We start from the raw sequence: 18589 nt of genomic DNA on the forward strand, positions 1-18589 counted from the left end.
CGGTGAGGGCCGCCTTGCTGAGTTAGGCTGAAGGCTGCAAGTCCTAGTGCAAACACTAGGGGTAGTCCTATGACGAAGCATCAGATTGAGGTCATTACGTCGGTCGAGCGGCGTCGGCGCTGGTCCCGGGAGGAGAAGGAGCGCCTGATCGCGGCGACGCTTGAGTCAGGGGCAAGTGTTTCAGAGATCGCCCACTCGGCCGGCATCCATGTGAGTCAGCTCTTCCGCTGGCGCAAGGAGCTCTGCCAAATCTCCGCTCCGCCCGTGCCGCAACTCATTCCGGTGGAGATCGTCGAAGCGCTGCCTGCGCCGGCGATCCCGACCGAGCGGCCGCCGGTCTCCCGCTCGCGCAAGAAAGCAAGCATGGTGATGATCGAGCTTGGCGGTGGCCGTCGCCTGCGGGTCGAGAGCGACATCGATACCGAAGCCTTGGCCCGGATCCTCGATGTGTTGGAGCGGCGATGATCCCGGTCCCGAGCGGTGTGAAGGTCTGGCTGGCGACAGGCTATACCGACATGCGCAGAGGCTTTCCCGGCCTGTCGCTGATGGTGCAGGAGACGTTGAAGCGCGATCCGATGAGCGGCCATCTCTTCGTCTTCCGGGGCCGGAGCGGCGGCCTGATCAAGGTGATCTGGCACGACGGCCAAGGTGCCTGCCTGTTCACGAAGAAGCTCGAGCGCGGGCGGTTCATATGGCCATCCGCGGCCGACGGCACGGTGGTGATCACGCCCGCGCAGCTCGGCTATTTGCTCGAAGGCATCGACTGGCGAATGCCGCAAAAAACCTGGCGTCCGACGTCGGCGGGATGAGCAAAACCGCTGGCACGGCGGGAGCGAATATGATTCCATCCCGCCATGACCGATGCGGCCGATCAGCTTCCCGACGACCTTGCCAGCGCGCATGCGATGATCCTCGCCGAGCGTGCGGCCCGCCGTGAAGCCGAGGCGCTCGCTGCTCGCGCCCAGGCCGTGAACTCGCATTCGGATGCACTGATCGCCCGGCTCAGGCTGGAGATTGAGAAGCTGAAGCGCGACATCCATGGCAGCCGCTCGGAGCGTAAAGCCCGGCTTCTCGAACAGATGGAGCTGCAGCTCGAGGAACTGGAAGCGGACGCCGGCGAGGACGAACTGGCGGCGGAGATGGCGGCACGCTCCTCGGCGGTCAGGGCCTTCGAGCGCAAGCGTCCATCTCGCAAGCCTTTTCCAGAGCATCTGCCGCGCGAGCGCGTCGTCATTGCCGCACCCCCGAACTGCCCGTGCTGCGGCTCGGCCAAACTGGCGAAGCTGGGTGAGGATATCACCGAGACGCTGGAGGTTGTTGGTTTCCGCGCGGAACTGAGCCGGTTAGGCGCATAATTTCCATTGAGAATTGAGCCATGTGAACCTTCCCCTCAACGCGGTGAGCGACGGGGGCAACGGAGTGATCCACATGGGACTTTTAAACATCATCCGTCGGATGGCACTGCGCGAGAAGCTGTCGGTTCGCGAGATCAGCCGACGAACCGGATTGTCGCGCAACACGATCGCGAAGTACTTGAGCGCTGGCACGATCGAACCGAAGTTCGCGATACCAGAGCGACCAAGCAAGCTCGATCCTTTTGCCGATAAACTGGCCGGCTGGCTGAAGACCGAGGCCGGGAAGTCGCGCAAGCAGCGTCGAACGTTGAAGCAGGTTCACGCCGATCTGGTGGCTCTTGGCTTTGCCGGTTCTTATGGCCGGGTGGCCGCTTTCGCCCGTGATTGGCGGGCTGATCGGCAGCGTGAGCAGCAGACGACGGGCCGCGGCATATTCGTTCCGCTGTCTTTCCGCCCAGGTGAGGCATTCCAGTTCGATTGGAGCGAGGACTATGCCGTCATAGGCGGAGAGCGCGTGAAGCTTCAGGTCGCGCACATCAAGCTGTCGCACAGCCGTGCTTTTCTGCTCAGAGCCTACTTACTGCAGACGCATGAGATGCTGTTCGATGCCCACTGGCACGGCTTCCGGGTGTTCGGCGGCGTGCCTGGTCGCGGCATCTATGACAACATGAAGACGGCGGTCGATCGCGTGGGACGGGGCAAGGAGCGGCAGGTCAACATCCGCTTCCTGGCGATGACGAACCACTACGTCTTCGAACCCGAGTTCTGCAATCCGGCGGCAGGCTGGGAGAAGGGTCAGGTCGAGAAGAACGTCCAGGATGCCCGTCCACGGCTGTGGCAACAGATGCCGGACTTCCCAGATTTGGCGGCATTGAATGCCTGGCTGGAACAGCATTGCCAGAACCTGTGGCGGGAGACATCGCACGGCACCTTGCCTGGCACGATCGCCGACATTTGGGTCGCAGAGCAGGCCGCGTTGATGGCGTTGCCTAGCGCTTTTGACGGCTTCGTCGAGCAAAGCAAACGCGTCTCACCGACATGCCTCATTACCTTCGAACGGAACCGCTACAGTGTGCCTGCATCCTTTGCGAACCGGCCCGTCAGCCTGCGGATTTACCCTGAGCGGCTGGTCGTTGCGGCCGAGGGCAATATCCTATGCGAACATGCGCGGGTCATTGAGCGCAGCCACGACAAACCGCCGCGAACGATTTACGACTGGCGGCATTACCTTGCGGTCATCCAGCGCAAGCCCGGTGCCTTGCGCAATGGTGCGCCCTTCCTGGAATTGCCGTTGGCCTTTCGGCAATTCCAGGACCAGATGCTTCGCCGCCCTGGCGGTGACCGTGAGATGGTCGATATCCTCGCGCTTGTGCTTCATCACGACGAACAGGTCGTCGTCAGGGCTGTGGAACTGACTCTGGATGCGGGCGTGGCGACCAAGACGCACGTGCTGAATCTTCTGCACCGGCTGATCGACGGCAAGACGACCGACGGCCCGGACATCGATACGCCACAGGCGCTGACCTTGCTGCGTGAACCCAAGGCCAATGTCGAACGCTACGACGGCTTGCGCGTCCGGATCGTAGGAGGTCGCCATGCGTCATGATCCTGCCAGCGCGGCCGTCGTCATCATGCTGCGCAGCCTGAAGATGTATGGCATGGCCCAGGCCGTCACGGACCTGATCGAGCAAGGGGCTCCGGCCTTCGACGCGGCCGTGCCGGTCCTGTCCCAGTTGCTGAAAGCCGAAATGGCCGAGCGCGAGGTTCGATCCATCGCCTATCACATGAAGGCTGCCCGCTTCCCGGCCTACAAGGACCTCTCCGGCTTCGACTTCGCCGCCAGCGAGATCAACGAAGCGACCGTGCGCCAGTTGCACCGATGCGAGTTCATGGACGGAGCGCAGAATATCGTGCTCGTCGGCGGGCCGGGCACAGGCAAAACACATGTCGCGACAGCACTCGGCATTCAGGCGATCGAGCATCATCGCCGAAAGGTCCGCTTCTTCTCGACCATCGAATTGGTCAACGCGCTCGAGCAGGAAAAGGCCAAGGGCAAGGCGGGCCAGATCGCAGAGACGTTGGTCAGGCTCGACGTGCTGATCCTGGACGAGTTGGGATACCTGCCGTTCAGCGCCTCCGGCGGCGCATTACTCTTCCACCTGCTGAGCAAGCTCTACGAGCGGACCAGCGTGGTGATCACCACCAACCTCAGCTTCAGCGAATGGGCCACGGTCTTCGGCGACGCCAAGATGACGACCGCTCTCCTCGATCGTCTGACCCATCGTTGTCACATCCTGGAAACCGGCAACGACAGCTTCCGCTTCAAAGCCAGCTCGGCCGCTGCGGCCCAGAAGAGAGGAGAAAAAGCCAATCCCTTGACCAAACCCTGATCAGAAAACCATACTCAGAGGTGGCTCACTTCTCGGTGGAAATACCGGCTCAGTTCCGCGCGGAAACCAACAGCCATGCAAAACAACGACCCAGGGGAGCACCAACTGGCCGGCTTCAGATCGGAATGGTGGCCGGCATGAAATCGGAATAGGTGGCCGGCGTCGTTTCGGAATCAGCGGGCGACTTCACCGGAATACGCAGCCTGATCACCGTCCATCCTCAGGGGCGCACTCCAACTAGTGGGGAGTCTTGTTCCGGTACTGACAGGTGGCGATTGAGCGGCTCCTCGCCGAGCTTCTGCAGCTGGGCTTACCTGCAGCAGTGGCGTCGAAGCTGCAACAGCGACACACTGGCCTAGGTCATCCGGCCACCGTGGTTCAGGACACCTGATGTTCGAGTCGCAGTTGGATGACAGCCCAGGAGCACATCAGCTTGCTTGTTCAATGACTACGACGGGGTCAGAATGGGACACCCGTTCTTGCGCCATATCTTCGATCTGTGCACGTAATTGTTTGATTTGCTCTGCCTGATGCCGTTGGATGCTAAGATCTTCAACCACCGGAGTAAAGTGGTCGGGAGCTTCGGCGTGCCACTTCCAGACGTTCCTGCTTTTGATTTGATCAGCGATATAGGTGGTTGGCGGATTGTTTAACGAGCCCTTAACGAAAACCGCAACAAAATCATTCCATATGTCGCCAGTTCTGTCCGAAACGAACGATTCAACCAGTTCTACAGCGAACCCGTTTCGCCGCGCCCATTTAACGAGAACGTTGCCGCAGTCTGGATAGAAGCGCCAATTATCGTTCGGGTATCTGTGGTATGCTCCGTTTGATGGGGCGTTGATGTAGATGTAGCCTCCGGTCTTGACCACTCGAAGCATGTCAAGAAACGTCATCCAAAAAAAATCGTCGTGCTCCATTTGCGATGAGGAAACAATGCAATCTGCATATTCGTCTCGGAATGGCAATGGATCGCCGATACAAACCTTCACGTCAACCGACTTCCCGAATTCAGTATCAACGCCAACGTAAAAGAGACCAGCAGGCGCCACAGTCCGTAGGCTGCCGTTTACATCCAGGGATCCAGTCTCGACCACGGTCGTCCAGTTGTCGTTGGCGTACGACGCGAAGAAGAGTGCTCCAGTACTTAACGCCGTATCGTGCATTGGTCTCTCTCCCATTTCTTTCGTAAGGCGTCGCGCAATTCGCGCCGACATTTGAACGTAATTTCCGGGCCGAAGCCGGTTTGTCTTATGGCAATTCCCGTTTGACTTGAAAAGCAGGAACTTTGTCAAACACTTTTGGAGTGTGAACTGCCCCCACTTTCGACCGGACACTCAGCATAAGCAGGAAGGCTCAAGCACAGGCTTGAGGATAGGCTTATGTCTAACGAGTTTCGACAGATTGACCTGATGATCGGTGACGTCCGGCGGCGGCGCTGGACAACGGAACGCAAACTGCAGATCATCGAGGAGAGCTATGCCCCAGGGGAGACGGTTTCCTCTGCGGCTCGGCGGCATGGAGTTGCGCCAAACCTTCTCTATCGCTGGCGTCGGCTCTTGAGCGAGGGAGGTGCGGTGGCGGTGGACTCCGACGAGCCGGTAATCGGCAATTCTGAGGTGAAGAAGCTGGAAGATCGAGTGCGCGAGCTTGAGCGCATTCTCGGACGCAAGACGCTGGAGAACGAGATTCTTCGCGAAGCCCTTTCCAAAGCCCAGTCAAAAAAACCGATATCGCGGCCGATATTGTTGCCGAAGGGCGGTTCCCGATGAAGGCGGTGGCGGAGGCCTTACACGTGTCGCGTTCTAATCTCTCCGAACGTCTGAAGGGCAAGTCCAAGCCTCGCGGACCCTACCTCAAAGCGGACGATGCCGAGCTGCTGCCTGCCATTCGCAAGCTGGTGGATGCCAGGCCAACTTATGGCTATCGGCGGATCGCGGGAGGCTATCATCAAAACCCTGAAACGCTACTACACACCCATCTCGCCTATTTCCGACGCCGACAACGCGCTCCGGAACATCGAGCGATGGAATGAGCGTTACAACGAAATCCATTCGCATTTAGCGCTGTGAATTGGCATGCCCCAGGCAAACTATCAAAGCACTGTCTCAAGAGCTGACTTGTCCGGCGAAATGGGCACTCTGGCCCTCTAGCTTGCCTCACCTGTACTCGTTAAGAGATCTAATGAGCCTCCAGTTTATATCGGGCCGCAGCAGCGAGAAATAAGTATGTTCGTTCGTCCACTCGTCATAGGCGTACCGTCGCTCCTAGACAACGAAAAATGCGACAACATGGCGCTACTAAAGCGTCTGGGCGGAAATTCGGGAAATATGCTCTTCACGGAAGCGCTTCTCAGGCTGATAGTTGGCAGTAAATGGCAGCCAAACAGCCTACATGACGCCGATGGTGACTGTGTCGTCGTCGCAGCGGCGAACTGGCTCAACCCTGGTGATGACTTTGGGTGGCTGGCAGACGAAATTGAGAAATCGCGATTGCCAGCGTTCATCGTGGGGATTGGAGCGCAGTCTAGCCTCAGGAAAGAGATTCCTCGAATCGAGCCCGGAACTGTTCGGCTCCTAAAAGTTGTAGCTGAGCGCTCCGGCGCGATTTCAACCAGAGGACCGTTTTCTTCTGAAGTGCTCGAACACTACGGCATCAAGAACTCAGTTCCGACCGGGTGTCCGTCTTTGTTGCTTTGTGGCCCCCAGGGGCCTGCGTTTAATAAAGGCGTGCTGGGGCCACAAATTGTTCTTCACGGGACGAGACACGGTAATTTCGCAGGCGGCGAATTTCAGTCTTACTTTTATCGCCAAGCATTCGCTTTAAAGAAGGAAATACTGCTGCAGTCAGAACTAGTAGATCTCGAGATTGCAACCGGCATTGCGCCATATGACATCGAGCCGGCTGACGCGCACATGGTCAATCGAACTTATGCCGCCGGGCCGTACCCAAACCTCGTTCAATTTTTGAGAACAAAGGCCGCATTCTTTTACAATCTGGAAAAGTGGATTTCTTACGCGCGCAAAAAGGATTTTTTTGTTGGCACACGAATTCATGCAACAGTCCTTTCGTTGATTGCCGGAACGCCCGCTGTACTAATCGCTCATGATTCGCGAACGGAAGAACTTGCCGAAGTGATGGGGGTTCCTTACGTAAGACCTGACAAAATCGATACGAACGCCCCCTTGGATTGCGAGGGTCTTTTTGAAATCTTCAAAAACTCCGACTTCGGCAAGTATCGCGCATATAGAACAAAGTTCTTGGAGTTCTTTCGTGAAAACGGCTTCACAGCGAGTAACGAGTGATTTGGTTACGCGCGCGCTTCGAGGGCGGAGCTTTATGCCAGGAACCTCTATATCGAGAAGCTGAAGGCGCAGCTTGCGACGTTAAGCGGCCGTTTTGGTCGTTCGTCTGAGAAGCTCGATCGCCTGATCGAGCAAATCGAATTGACGATCACCGACCTGGAGGAAACTGAGACGCAGGCCGGCGTCGAACAGAGACAAGACTGTTCATCGCTCTTGTCGCCCACCGTTGCCGCGAAGATGAAGTCTCCCCTGGGGCGCAAACCCTTACCGCCCACTTGCCGAGCGAGACGATCACCCATCCACGTGTCTGTTCCTGACCGAAGTGCGGCGGGACCGTCTTCAGCAAGATCGGTATGAGCGCGAAAATGTAAGCGATAAGCAGACCCCATCTGGCAGGGCTGATGGACATCACGCTATGGCAGGCATCTGATTTCTCTGACTGTGAGGATCTATGTCTACGCCTATGGCTAGCTCTAGAATGATCCATATGATTGAGGCGGTAACGGATCGACTTGAGCGTTCTCCCCGCCAGTTGCGACGTTTCTGGTCTGACGAATTTAAGGTCGGGGCCGTTGAGGAAGCTTGCCGGCCTGGAGTGAATATCTCGGCGATCGCACGACGGATCGGCATTACGCCCTCTCAACTCTACCGGTGGCGGCGAGACCTTCTGAACGAGAGCGAGCCGGACCATGTGGCGTCGGCTGAAAGTGGACAGAGATCGATAATCGGGGTCAGCTCGGTCGTCGAGGTGGTCATCGGCGACGTTGTAATCCGGGCCGGTGCTGAGATCGACGAAGCGCATTTGCAGCGCGTTATCCGAGCGGTACGCTCGGCATGATCCCGTCAGACGTGAAGGTCTTCCTTGCGAGCCATCCGATCGACTTCCGCAAGGAGCCGGACAGCCTGCTTTCGCTGGTGCGGGACGCTGGCAGTGATCCGTTCTTATGTGCCGGGCGAGATTATGTGGCGGTTCCGTCCCTGCGCCAGCCGAGGCCCGTCTAATACCAACGTGCGCTAATCATGACCTGTGGGCCCATTCGCGCATTCTGATGGACATGATCTTCCACGGCTGATCAATGAGCCTGTTCCAGGCGCGGCAGCAGTGATCGACGATGTCGTCGTAGTCCGTGAAGATGCGGTTCGACAACCAGTTGTCCCGCATGAACTGCCAGAGGTTCTCGACTGGGTTCAATTCCGGCGACCGCGGTGGCAGGAACATCAAGGTGATGTTGTCCGGCGCCTTCAGCTTCGGCGTGACGTGCCAGCCGGCCTGGTCGAGAATGAGCACGGCGTGCGCACCGGGATCGACGGCGTTGCTGATTTCGGCAAGGTGCTCCTGCATCGCCTCGGTGTCGCAATAGGGAAGGACGAGGCCAGCCCCCTTGCCCTTTTTCGGGCAGATCGCACCGAAGATGTAGGCCCACATGGTGCGCTGATCATGCGGGGCAGACGGTCGGGTTCCTCGCCGCGCCCATCGCCGAGTGATCTTGTTCTTCTGGCCTATTCTGGCTTCGTCGGCCCACCAGATTTCGAGATCCGTACCGGGCGGGCATTTTGCCCGGATATCTGCCAGCGCGGTTGGGAAGTCTTTTTAAAAAGCTCGCCCTCCAGTTCGTTCTGGGCGTAGTGGCGCGGACGGGCGGAAAGCTTGGCAAAGCCCAGCGCCTTCAACTCCCGACCGATCGTCGTCTCGTCGACGGATATTCTGAATTCCTGGAAGAGCCACTGCACGAGGTCTTTTCTGCGCCAGCGCACGACGCCGTGCACGGCAGGGATCGGGCCGCTTTCGACGATCTTCGAAAGCGCCTGGCGCTGCGCATCGTTCAACTTCGCCCGGCTGCCCGGCGCTTTCCCATTGATCAAACCATCGGGGCCGCGTTCGTTGAAGCGCATGACCCAATCGCGGACGATCTGCACCGTCACGCCGCCGATCTCGGATGCATACTGCCGCGAGCCGCCATCATAAATCGAAGCCAGCGCCAACAGCCGCCGAACCTGGGCCGCATCCTTTGCCTTCTTCGCCAGCCGCCTCAGCGCAGGCCCGTCAAAGTCTCCACGCAACGAAATCGCTCTCGTCATGCCAAATCTCCGTTTGACATAATGAGTCAGAAATCAGCCGATTTGGGAATCCCAAACGAGTCGCAATCAGCGCTCGCTGGTATAATCTGGAATTCTCCGCCACATAATACTCAGATGCTGTTCAGTAGTTGCAGCACGGCGTCATTTGGTCGGAAACGGACGCCAAAATCGCCGGCGACTCCAGCCTTCTCGAGACCTTTACGCATCATCTCGACATCGGCGGCGGCATAGCGATGGGTTGTAGCGACCTGTGCGTGCCCGAGCCAGGCTTGGATCGTCAGAAGGTCAACGCCCGACTGGAGGAGCCTCATGGCCAGTGAGTGTCGGAAGATGTGCGGCGATATAGGCTTTTGGGCCAAGACCGGCCTTGATGGTCATGGCCTGGGCCACCGCTCGCCGCACGATGTGGGTTGCTCCGAAGCGCGTCAGGCGCTCGTTGCGGGCGCCGACGAATATCGGTCGCGGCTCGTGGTTCGCGATTCCGTGTTCGGCCAACAAGGCTGTCAGTGCTCGCGCCAGATCCTGAGGAATGGGGATGACGCGGTCTCTGCGCCCTTTGCCGCGCAGCAGCACTTGCGGGTGCGACCGTTCCAACTGAAGGTCGTTTGCGTTGAGCTCCAAAATCTCCTCGCCGACATACACATACGGACATGGGATGGTGGAATCCGCCAGTTTCTCGTCGATGAACAATGCGATCCGGACGTGGTCGAACGCGTTATGGCAGCCGAGTTGAAACGCGGCCTATAATCTCGGCCTCTCAACCAAGCGAAAATGCTTTCACGGGATGCTTGCCCCTTCCATGCCAGCGTCCGATATGGCGACGCACTTTCCGACGCAAACGACTGGCCGAGATCGGTCGGATAAGGAATTGCTCGTTGGGGTATCGCTATGAGAGCGAGCAAGGTAACGGACGAACATACCTGCGGCCGAGCTACAAATGATCTACATGCCCAACTCACTTTGCTTGCATTGCCATGGCAGCCGAGCTAAGCGCATCTGATGGATCAGGAGACCGATTGGTAAGTGCTATGAACGCCGGCGACCCTGACATGGGATCGAGCACAATCCATAAGGATCCGCGCAAGGATATGCTTCACCTACAAAAAATAGAGCGACCAGAACATGTCTGAAACTCAGAGCCCGGGTATTATTTTGGCCTGCCCGCTTTATCGCCGCGCAGACCTTTTGCCTCCGCTGATTGGCTCCATAAGGAATGTTATTCAAGAGTTGAAGGAACTAAATGTTCAACTTCTCTTCATTGTTGATTCGCCGAATGATGATGAACTTCTGACGGCCCTCAACGGCTACCTGAGCGTGTTACAGCACGACCTCAAGGTAGACGTCATCGTGAACAGCGAGAACGTTGGCTTCCTGAAATCCGCGAATATTGCGCTCTGTATGGGGCGACAATACCGCCAGGACGTCATCCTCCTCAACTCCGACGTGGAATTGTTTCCCGGAGCTTTGAGGGAAATGAAGGCTGTCGCCTATTACGATCACATGGTTGGCTTTGTGAGCCCGCGCTCCAATAACGCAACTATATGTACCACTCCGGTGGGAACAGCGTTCCATCACCTGTCTCCCAAAGACTGTTATTCCAATTTTGAACAATTAAAGCATCGCTTGTCCCGTGTTGAATACGTACCAATTGCGGTGGGGTTCTGCTTGTACGTTAAACACGCTGTAATTGCGGAATTCGGCGTTTTCGACGAAATTTACGGAATGGGATACAATGAGGAAAACGACCTCATCATGCGGGCCAATCGCGTTGGATATCGTGCGGTGATCGCCAACCACGCGTTTGTGTATCACGTTGGAGAGAGCTCATTTTCATTGCTGGAGGCTGGGAGGTCGTCACGCGAGCTGAAAAATGCAGAAATCTTTAACGCCAGGTATCCGGAATATTCTCGGAGTATTGCGCGATACATGTCCTCCCCTGGCTATAAGGCATTAGCGTTGCTGGACGGATTCGTGCTTGATCGAAGGCAAAAGTTGCATGTTGCTTTTGATATGCGTTCCCTTGGAAGATACCACAACGGCACTTTTGAAGCTGCGTTCAAGATCGTGGAGGCCTTTTCTAAGGCCGAGAGCGAGTTTTCTATAAGCATCATCAGCCAAAAGGACGCGTATGATTTTCATGGCTTTGGCCGACTACAAGGAGTCCGGTGGCAGGCAATTGATGATCAATCTCCGGTGGCGGCAATCGTTCGCATCGGTCAACCTTTTAGGGAGAAGGATGTCAAATGGCTTCGGCACCGGGCACCGGTCGTAGTGATTTTCATGTTGGATACAATTGCCATGGACGCGATGTCTTTAGACGAGAACGGTCTCCGGCGTATCTGGGATCTCACGCTGCGTACGTCCGACGCCATCTTCTTTAATAGTGCCTACACCGCCCGTCAATTTAACCTGAGGTTCAGTATTCCGCGCTCTACCCAACAGGTTGTGGCGCTGCATTCGACGAGTATCGCGGAATATGGCGGAACGCGAGTTTCGCGCCGGCCCACACAAGTAGATGATAATTACGTCCTGATTGTAGGGAATGAATTCAGGCACAAATTCGTCAAGGAAACAGTGGAGGCGCTTCTTTCAAAAACTAAGCAGAAGTTTGTTGTGCTTGGTATTGAAGGAATCAATACTCAAAGGGTTCGGTACTTCAGGTCCGGAAAAATCGCAGAGGAACAAGTTCGAAACTTGTATCAAGGCGCGAGTATGGTTGTCTTTCCATCACACTATGAGGGGTTTGGATTTCCTGTATTAAACGCAATGGCGAACGCAAAGCCTATTCTTGCTAGGCGTATGCCGGTATATGAGGAAATTCGAGTTCATAATGGTTTTGGAAATAATATTCATTTATACGATACAACTAGCGAACTAGTAGACACGTTGAACGGTCATTTCCCGCGTTGGATCGCTGAAGAATCTGACGTTAGCGAAGTAACGTGGAAAGATTCATCGGACCTTCTGCTAAAATCTTTGGCTGCACTCTGTGCCAACCAAACGAGATCCGATCTTCACGAAAAGTTGTTGCCATTTGAGTCCGGGGACATCGATGACGATGCAGACCGTGGTCTGCTGCGCTCACTTGGGAAAATGACGCTGGCGCTCGGAAGAAAACTCCGCCGTCGCGGTGGAAAATTGTTCTCATCGATCTTCACTGACCTTCATGCGGTTCGTATGTCTCCGTTCTTCGATGAACAATATTATAGAGAGACCTACAGGGATATGCGTGCCATGGAACGGGGGCACGCGAGGCATTTTTGTCGTTACGGATGGAGAGAAGGGAGAAACCCCGGGCCACTGTTCGATCTCGAGTGGTATGTCGAACAAAATTCCGATATCCGGCAAAGAGGGATTAATCCGTTAGTGCATTATCTCCAGGATGGCTTCTTCGAGCGTCGGCCCATAAGGTTCGTAGGCTCGACAAAATCCATTGTATTGCCCACAGATCACTAGCGATACCCTATCTGAAAGAGACTGCGCATGCTTGAGATAATTGAACAAAACCAAGGTTGTAACGAGATTCACATCGCGCCAGAGTATCGAGAAAACGGGGTTGGTCGAGTCGTGATAAGAGGCGTAGGGAACAAGGTGCGCATCGACGCGCCGAAGTATTGCGCCAATCTTTTTCTCGAAGTTACCGGTGGTGCAAGCGTTGATATCGAGGCGAGTTGCGTATTTCACGGGCAGAATATACATCTGCTCGCGCCGGGACATTTACGCATCGGCGTGGGATGCGGCTTTAACGGACATTCAATCATCCAGATGCATGAGCCATCTTCAATTAACATCGGAGCGCATTCGCTTTTCGGGGGCGACACGATGGTCTCTAGTAGTCATGTTCACAAAATTGTTGACGTCAAAACAGGAAAAAGGCTCAACCCGCCGGGGGATATTGTAATCGGGCGCCACGTATGGGTTTCGGCGGGGGCGAGCGTATGGTGCGGCGCTAATATAGGCGCCGATTCTATCGTGGGAAAAGGGACGTACGTTTCAAAACATTTCCCAGCGAATTCTCTAATTGCAGGAAATCCCGCTCGCGTGATTCGCGAAGGCGTAACGTGGGAATTTTAGTTCTTGAAGATCGTATTTTAGCCAAGTTTGATGCGCAAGTCCGACACCCGACGGAATTAGGGAGCGGGGAGATGCTAAAATCCAAGTTGCAAAGCCGCCTCGATGTTATCTCGGCGTTGGTTCTTCGGGACATGCGGACGAGGTTTGGGCGGTCGCACCTCGGTTACCTCGTCGCGGTCCTGTGGCCCCTTGCGCACTTGACGTCGATCGTCGTGCTTGCGGCCTTCATAAATCGCGTGCTTCCTATGGGGACGGATCCGGCGGTTTTCGTCGCGACTGGTGCGCTCCCATACATCCTCTGCCTCTATCCTGCTCGTCTCATTGCAATTTCAGTTACCCTGAGTAAGCCCTTATTTCTCTTCCCGGTGGTAAGGGTGTTTGATGTCATTGTTTCGAGAATTATAATTGAATTCGTAACTGCATTTATAGTTGTTATTATTTTCTCCGGAAGTTTGTTGGCTGCGGGAGTTGATCTTATACCACTGGACTATTCCACGGTAGCCGGGGCCATAATTTGCACAATATATTTATCTATATCTTTGGGTTATGTGAGTACTGTCATCATTGCAATTTTCCCATTCTGGCACATTGGCTTCGTCGTATTAATGGTGCTGCTGTATGCAACTGCAGGGGTCTTTATCGTTCCGTCGACGTTGCCTCAACACGTACGGGACATGATGTGGTTCAATCCGTTGGTCCATTGCGTCGAGTGGATGAGGTCTGCGTACTATGAGGGTTATGGCGATGACATGTTGTCTCGTGGATATCTCGTTTGGTTCTCGAACTCATGTCTATTGCTCGGTCTCCTAGGCGAGCGGTTTATGCGGGGCAAACTTTTGTCATCATGATCGAGTTAGACAACGTGCTCAAGTTCTATCGAACTAAGGGGCAGAAGAAGATAATTCTGAATCATGTTTCCCTCAAATTTAGCGCGGGTACGTCGTATGCTATTCTCGGGATCAATGGGGCAGGTAAAAGCACAACAATGCGCTTGATCGCCGGTACCGAGCTTCCAAACTCCGGGCGGATCAAGCGCTCTACGAGAGTGTCTTGGCCCCTTGGCTTTGGCGCAGGATTGCACGGGGCGATGACCGGGCGCGAGAATATTCAGTTTGTCGCTCGCCTTTATGGGCAAGACCCAAGGCGCGCCGTTGAATTTGTCGAGGACTTCGCGGAAGTAGGGGCATACATTGATGAGCCTTATCGCACTTACTCGTCCGGTATGGCGGCCCGTTTGGCTTTCGGATTGTCGATGGCGATCGACTTTGAATGCTATCTTATCGATGAAGTCACTGCCGTAGGCGATGCGCGGTTTGCCGCCAGATGTCATGAGGAGTTTGCAAAGCGCCGAGACCGAGCGGACGTGATCATGATCTCACATTCAATGGAAACGGTTCGCGAATACTGCAAGCGGGCAATTGTTCTGGCGCACGGTCTCGCCTATGAGTTTACAGATGTCGACGATGCAGTTGAGCTGTATAAGAAACTGAATCGGTAACGGCTATGGAGCAGATTGCAGCAAAGCGTGGCTTACCCAGCGGAGTTTCAGAAGCCGCAATCGCTAAGGCGGAGTTTGCCTCTAAAGAATTGCGTCGCGTTGCTAGGAAAGCGCGCTTTTCAAGGCCTGTTGTAAGCGGAGGGTTTCGGGTCCGGCGTTCAGATAAGTTTTTCAGGTACTATCTTGCCGCGATCTTTGTTATGGCTGTTGTTATGCCCACGATCGCCGCCGTAGGATACTTCTCGTTTGTGGCAGCAGATCAGTTTACAGCAGAGGCTAGGTTCTCAGTAGCGTCTGGCGACACTTCAGCACTTGATGCACTCGCCGGAGTCTCATCGCTAATTCAGACCGGACAGGCCAAGAACACGATCATTATTTCCGAGTACATATCCAGTAGACCAATGGTCGATGCATTGGAGAAAAGCATAGGTTTGCGACGAGTTTTTCGACCTGGGAACGGCGACTTTATTGCGCAAGTCAGTGAAGATGCCACGGCCGAGGAGTTGCTAAAGTATTGGAAGAGGCATGTTTCTGTGGATGTGAACCGGACGTCGGGTCTGGCAACGTTATCTGTAAGCACATTCTCACCAGGGGACAGTTTGAAGATCGCCACAGAAATTATCGGGTTGTCTGAATCCGTCGTGAATAATCTCACGCAAAAAAGCGACATCGATGCATTCGAGACGAGTAAACTAGAAGTAAACAGAGCTAAGTTGGAATTGGAGACTGCAACTTCCAGTCTCAGAGATGCGCGAAACACTGCAGGGGTCTTAGATGTGAAGTTGTCGGCCGAAGTCACTTCAACTTTGATCTCTCAGTTGAGGTCGGCTCTCGCGAACATTGAAGTGCAGATTGATACCCTGAAGGCGAGTGACGCAGCGGGTGCTCCCCAAATGACACCGCTTCAACATCAAGCTGATTCGATAAAGGACCAGATCGCTGGTTATGAGGCGTCGATGGCAGCGGGTTCGATGTCTGGGGGAGAAGTTTCTCTGGCGACGCGTGCGACTAGTATACGTGAGCGGGAGGTGCAGGCCGAAATCGCACGATCGATCTATGCTGATGCCGTTTTGGAGTACGAACGAGCTAGGATCACCCTCGAGAAGAAGCGCTCATATCTTTTAACCTACGTTACGCCACGGCTTCCCGAGGAAGCTCTCTACCCGCGTCGCATTCTCTTTAGCTTGGCTGTATTTTTGCTCGGAGGGCTAATTTGGGGCATATTGGCCGGGATAGGCTGGATGGTCCGTGACCACATGGCGGCCTCCTGAGGAAAGCAGTGTTTTCATGTACTTCAACGTTGATGCAGACACAGGACAAGCCGTTACCGGATGGTTGGTAATGGAAAACATAACTGTAACACCGGAGTTCTCGATAAAATTTCCGGATCGAGCGCCAATCTTGTTTAAGGCGAATGTCTTCCGCTCAGATCTGGTGCACCATGGAATCCACGCCACTGGTATGGCAGGATTTCAAGTGGACGCTGGTCTTGTTGCAGATATTGAAACATCAGACTTTACGATTTGCGAAGCAACTACCGGGCATCCGATTTATCGACGCCGTGATCTTAGAACGCACTTCTCCAAGAAAGTAATGTTTCTTGAGGTTTCGGCGTTGCCTCAAGTAAATATGCTCAGAGTGCTAATGTCGAACTTTGCGCTGAGGTACCCTTTCCTGGAAAGGCAAACGCTTGATACGATCAATGCTACGATAACCCATAATTTCTCGGACTCTATTTTTATATACGGTCAACTCAATTGGTTGCGTCACGGTGGATATGCGAAGGAGCGCGATTTCCTTACAGTTGCACTAACCCGAGACCCATATGAAGAGCTTGCGGAACGGTTGTTGCTCATACAGACCTTGGATCGCCAACGGGCGAATAATCCTAGAATGCGAGAACAACTAGATAGGTTTGGCGATCTCGCTCCCGCTTTATCAAGCATCGATCTCCAAAGTCCGAGAGCCGTCTTGGCCGGTTTTAGAAAGCTCAACGCTGGACAGCGCAAATTACTAAGGTCTCCAATGACGGCTGCGCTCGCATGTGCTCCAGAAGAAGACGTCAACAGAAAGCACGTGAGCGTGGCTCTTGATCATTTGGCTGATATGAACATTGTCGGTTCGCGTGATCGATTCGATGACTTTTCGAACGTCGTTTCAGGGTATCTCCGAACAACGGGCTTTGAAGACGTAAAGCTTGATGTGCTGCCAGGATCCGCAGAACTAGCGCGGATGTTGTCGGATATCGGATTGATTGGAGATTTGTTAGACGAGGACATTGCCCTTCATAATTTTGTCAATGAAGCCCTAATCGAATGCAAGAACGCATATGACAAACAATTCGCGTCCCACTGAAACAGGTCTCGTTGACCCCGGCTTGAGAGCGGACCATGAAGGGATCAATACGCAAGACCGGAAAGTTGCGCTCCTAAGTTCGAGCGCTCGACGCACATTGTCTCGTGTGCAGCGCGCATCGAACCTATTGTTTCGGCCGGCCATGCGAGGCCGGTCCGGGCAGAACCAATCGGTGGCCTCGAGTAGCGGGTCGGGTAGATCCTTAGGTACCACTTTCAGTCTGTTTGTTCTCTTTCCGACACTGATTGCGTTCATTTACTATGCGACAATTGCATCGCCCGTTTATGTCACAGAAGTGAAGTTAACTGTTCGAGAGGCAGCCCGGGGCGACGGACGATCTCTCGCGCAATCAATCCTCGGTAGTATCCGACTTGGGCCATCCTCGCAGGGCACCGGGCAGGACACTTTGATGGTGCTGGATTACCTTAAAAGCCGTGCTGTAATTCAGGATCTCGGCGGTGTTGAGACGCTCAAAGGCTGGTACGGCAGGCCAGATATAGACAGGTTTTCTAGATTGCAATCGGCTGCAAATCTAGAACAAAGCTGGGACTATTGGAAAACGCATATTACAGCGTCTGTCGATACAATCTCGAATATTCTTACTATGCGAGTCAGGGCCTATAGTCCGCAAGATTCTCTAGATCTGTCACAGAGATTGGTAGAGAGAAGTGAGCATCTTGTGAATGAAATCTCTGGAAGGCGTCGTACGGACGCACTTTCAAGAGCGATAGCGGAAGTCGAAAAGGCTGGAACCGAATTAGCGAATGTTCGGACGGCGATGCTTGAATTCCAGAAACGGAGCGGCAACCTTGATCCGCTTGAGACGGCTAAGGTTATAATAGGAAATATCGCGACTTTAACTGCAAAGAAGATAGAGATTGAGACGCGGCTTGCGACCGCTACGACGACAGGTGTAGGGGGGCGCCCAGGTGAACGATACGACCAGGCACGCCTCGCAGCTGTTGCCGAGCAATTGGATTCTCTGAATACCAGTCTGACTGGGGATGGTAGCAATTCGGTCTCATTTCAACTGAAAGAATATGAGATCATACGTCTCAAAGAAGAGTTTGCGGAGAAGATCTACACACTCGCCCGAACAGGATATGAAGACGCTCGAAAGGAGGTCGAAAAGAAGCAGCTTTACGTCGCCCTTGTTGTTCCTGGTGTTCTGCCAGACTCGCCGCTCTATCCCGAAGTCTTTACAGATAGTGGCTTAATCGGACTTGGCTGCTTCGTCGTTTGGGCAATCGTTAGCCTTATCGTTGCAACATTGCGAGATAGCCTAGTCTAGGAGGCGTGCGAAACATTACCACATCGCACTAGCTAGCTGCGTCGGTTCATTCCTACGTGGGCAGAAGCCGTGCAGCAATGGGTGCAATAGGTTCGTGGCGTATCTTCGGATGGAGGTGCTCCACCGACGAGCGCGTTAGGGGAGGTTCATGAGGCGACGATCGTTTCTCCAAGTCGGGATGGTTGCCGTAGGGCAGAGTGGTGCTGCTGTCGATCATGTACCATGGCCGGAACAGAAAGAGC

General features: G+C 54.6%; 18 protein-coding genes and 2 pseudogenes. 16 read left to right on the forward strand and 4 right to left on the reverse strand.

From position 1 onward, the window contains the following. Positions 1-69 precede the first annotated feature (69 nt). The 5 genes and pseudogenes from IB262_RS12555 (at position 70) to istB (ending at position 3745) form a co-directional block, all read left to right on the forward strand. Positions 70-465, forward strand: coding sequence for a transposase (locus tag IB262_RS12555; RefSeq protein WP_113079415.1), 396 nt, complete (start codon positions 70-72; stop codon positions 463-465). After that, positions 462-809 carry an IS66 family insertion sequence element accessory protein TnpB gene (gene tnpB, locus IB262_RS12560; protein ID WP_027997154.1) on the forward strand — a complete coding sequence of 116 codons (348 nt, stop codon included), beginning with the start codon at positions 462-464 and terminating at the stop codon, positions 807-809. The genes IB262_RS12555 and tnpB overlap by 4 nt, the downstream gene beginning before the upstream one ends. 45 nt (positions 810-854) lie before the next feature. Further along, positions 855-1319 (forward strand): annotated as a pseudogene (locus tag IB262_RS12565) (IS66 family transposase); the annotation flags it as partial. A 109-nt stretch (positions 1320-1428) separates the two neighbouring features. Next, a complete protein-coding gene (gene istA, locus IB262_RS12570; protein ID WP_192493671.1) occupies positions 1429-2961 on the forward strand; it encodes an IS21 family transposase in 1533 nt (510 codons plus the stop codon). Beyond that, positions 2951-3745, forward strand: a complete 795-nt coding sequence (gene istB / locus IB262_RS12575; protein ID WP_112977379.1) for an IS21-like element helper ATPase IstB — start codon at positions 2951-2953, stop codon at positions 3743-3745. Before istA ends, istB begins: the two co-directional genes overlap by 11 nt. Positions 3746-4173: 428 nt before the next feature. On the opposite strand, the gene IB262_RS12580 is transcribed toward istB, so the two are convergent. Next, positions 4174-4911 (reverse strand): methyltransferase domain-containing protein, encoded by a 738-nt coding sequence (locus tag IB262_RS12580; RefSeq protein WP_162727364.1) that lies wholly within the window; start codon positions 4909-4911, stop codon positions 4174-4176. Between the two features lie 216 nt (positions 4912-5127). On the opposite strand from IB262_RS12580, the pseudogene IB262_RS12585 reads away from it, so the two are divergent. From IB262_RS12585 to IB262_RS12605, 5 genes and pseudogenes are all read left to right on the forward strand, one after another. Beyond that, a pseudogene (locus tag IB262_RS12585) lies at positions 5128-5681 on the forward strand (transposase); the annotation flags it as partial. Positions 5682-5973: 292 nt separating this feature from the next. Further along, positions 5974-7050, forward strand: a complete 1077-nt coding sequence (locus IB262_RS12590) for a polysaccharide pyruvyl transferase family protein (protein WP_112985378.1) — start codon at positions 5974-5976, stop codon at positions 7048-7050. 60 nt (positions 7051-7110) lie between these two features. Beyond that, complete coding sequence (locus IB262_RS12595; protein ID WP_210337636.1) at positions 7111-7407, forward strand: transposase; 297 nt, start codon at positions 7111-7113, stop codon at positions 7405-7407. Positions 7408-7528: 121 nt separating this feature from the next. Next, entirely contained in the window at positions 7529-7888 is a 360-nt protein-coding gene (locus tag IB262_RS12600) for a transposase (RefSeq protein WP_246802630.1), read from the forward strand. Continuing rightward, positions 7885-8052, forward strand: coding sequence for a transposase (locus IB262_RS12605; RefSeq protein WP_162727365.1), 168 nt, complete (start codon positions 7885-7887; stop codon positions 8050-8052). The genes IB262_RS12600 and IB262_RS12605 overlap by 4 nt, the downstream gene beginning before the upstream one ends. 16 nt (positions 8053-8068) lie before the next feature. On the opposite strand, the gene IB262_RS12610 is transcribed toward IB262_RS12605, so the two are convergent. The 3 genes from IB262_RS12610 to IB262_RS36475 all read right to left on the reverse strand — a co-directional run bounded on the left by IB262_RS12610 (position 8069) and on the right by IB262_RS36475 (position 9771). Beyond that, positions 8069-9129 (reverse strand): IS630 family transposase gene (locus tag IB262_RS12610; RefSeq protein ID WP_192493627.1). Its coding sequence is split into 2 segments (ribosomal slippage): positions 8069-8637 and positions 8637-9129, totalling 1062 coding nucleotides; the frame shifts between segments, so codons are not numbered across the junction. A gap of 110 nt (positions 9130-9239) precedes the next feature. Beyond that, positions 9240-9440, reverse strand: a complete 201-nt coding sequence (locus IB262_RS36470) for a tyrosine-type recombinase/integrase (protein WP_112985415.1) — start codon at positions 9438-9440, stop codon at positions 9240-9242. Then, positions 9415-9771 (reverse strand): tyrosine-type recombinase/integrase, encoded by a 357-nt coding sequence (locus IB262_RS36475; RefSeq protein WP_348646907.1) that lies wholly within the window; start codon positions 9769-9771, stop codon positions 9415-9417. Before IB262_RS36475 ends, IB262_RS36470 begins: the two co-directional genes overlap by 26 nt. A 480-nt stretch (positions 9772-10251) precedes the next feature. On the opposite strand from IB262_RS36475, the gene IB262_RS12625 reads away from it, so the two are divergent. The 6 genes from IB262_RS12625 to IB262_RS12655 all read left to right on the forward strand — a co-directional run bounded on the left by IB262_RS12625 (position 10252) and on the right by IB262_RS12655 (position 18347). After that, entirely contained in the window at positions 10252-12585 is a 2334-nt protein-coding gene (locus tag IB262_RS12625; RefSeq protein ID WP_112985381.1) for a glycosyltransferase, read from the forward strand. A gap of 27 nt (positions 12586-12612) precedes the next feature. Continuing rightward, positions 12613-13203, forward strand: a complete 591-nt coding sequence (locus IB262_RS12630) for a hypothetical protein (protein WP_162727366.1) — start codon at positions 12613-12615, stop codon at positions 13201-13203. A gap of 844 nt (positions 13204-14047) precedes the next feature. Further along, positions 14048-14701: an ABC transporter ATP-binding protein gene (locus tag IB262_RS12640; RefSeq protein ID WP_112985383.1), complete on the forward strand. Its 654-nt coding sequence runs from the start codon at positions 14048-14050 to the stop codon at positions 14699-14701. Between the two features lie 5 nt (positions 14702-14706). Then, on the forward strand, positions 14707-15972 hold the full coding sequence (locus tag IB262_RS12645; protein ID WP_112985384.1) for a hypothetical protein: 1266 nt from the start codon (positions 14707-14709) through the stop codon (positions 15970-15972). 16 nt (positions 15973-15988) lie between these two features. Further along, a complete protein-coding gene (locus IB262_RS12650) occupies positions 15989-17056 on the forward strand; it encodes a hypothetical protein (protein WP_112985385.1) in 1068 nt (355 codons plus the stop codon). 409 nt (positions 17057-17465) lie between these two features. Next, entirely contained in the window at positions 17466-18347 is an 882-nt protein-coding gene (locus tag IB262_RS12655) for a hypothetical protein (protein ID WP_162727368.1), read from the forward strand. Positions 18348-18589 lie beyond the last annotated feature (242 nt).

It is taken from the genome of Ensifer sp. ENS02, assembly GCF_014851885.1.
In the GTDB taxonomy this organism is placed as follows: Bacteria; Pseudomonadota; Alphaproteobacteria; order Rhizobiales; family Rhizobiaceae; genus Ensifer; species Ensifer adhaerens.

Coding starts and splice junctions, on each gene's coding strand:
- IB262_RS12555 (WP_113079415.1), top strand. CDS start 70: ATGACGAAGCATCAGATTGAGGTCATTACGTCGGTCGAGCGGCGTCGG.
- tnpB (WP_027997154.1), top strand. CDS start 462: ATGATCCCGGTCCCGAGCGGTGTGAAGGTCTGGCTGGCGACAGGCTAT.
- istA (WP_192493671.1), top strand. CDS start 1,429: ATGGGACTTTTAAACATCATCCGTCGGATGGCACTGCGCGAGAAGCTG.
- istB (WP_112977379.1), top strand. CDS start 2,951: ATGCGTCATGATCCTGCCAGCGCGGCCGTCGTCATCATGCTGCGCAGC.
- IB262_RS12580 (WP_162727364.1), bottom strand. CDS start 4,911: ATGCACGATACGGCGTTAAGTACTGGAGCACTCTTCTTCGCGTCGTAC.
- IB262_RS12590 (WP_112985378.1), top strand. CDS start 5,974: ATGTTCGTTCGTCCACTCGTCATAGGCGTACCGTCGCTCCTAGACAAC.
- IB262_RS12600 (WP_246802630.1), top strand. CDS start 7,529: ATGATCCATATGATTGAGGCGGTAACGGATCGACTTGAGCGTTCTCCC.
- IB262_RS12605 (WP_162727365.1), top strand. CDS start 7,885: ATGATCCCGTCAGACGTGAAGGTCTTCCTTGCGAGCCATCCGATCGAC.
- IB262_RS36470 (WP_112985415.1), bottom strand. CDS start 9,440: ATGAGGCTCCTCCAGTCGGGCGTTGACCTTCTGACGATCCAAGCCTGG.
- IB262_RS12625 (WP_112985381.1), top strand. CDS start 10,252: ATGTCTGAAACTCAGAGCCCGGGTATTATTTTGGCCTGCCCGCTTTAT.
- IB262_RS12630 (WP_162727366.1), top strand. CDS start 12,613: ATGCTTGAGATAATTGAACAAAACCAAGGTTGTAACGAGATTCACATC.
- IB262_RS12640 (WP_112985383.1), top strand. CDS start 14,048: ATGATCGAGTTAGACAACGTGCTCAAGTTCTATCGAACTAAGGGGCAG.
- IB262_RS12645 (WP_112985384.1), top strand. CDS start 14,707: ATGGAGCAGATTGCAGCAAAGCGTGGCTTACCCAGCGGAGTTTCAGAA.
- IB262_RS12650 (WP_112985385.1), top strand. CDS start 15,989: ATGTACTTCAACGTTGATGCAGACACAGGACAAGCCGTTACCGGATGG.
- IB262_RS12655 (WP_162727368.1), top strand. CDS start 17,466: ATGGTGCTGGATTACCTTAAAAGCCGTGCTGTAATTCAGGATCTCGGC.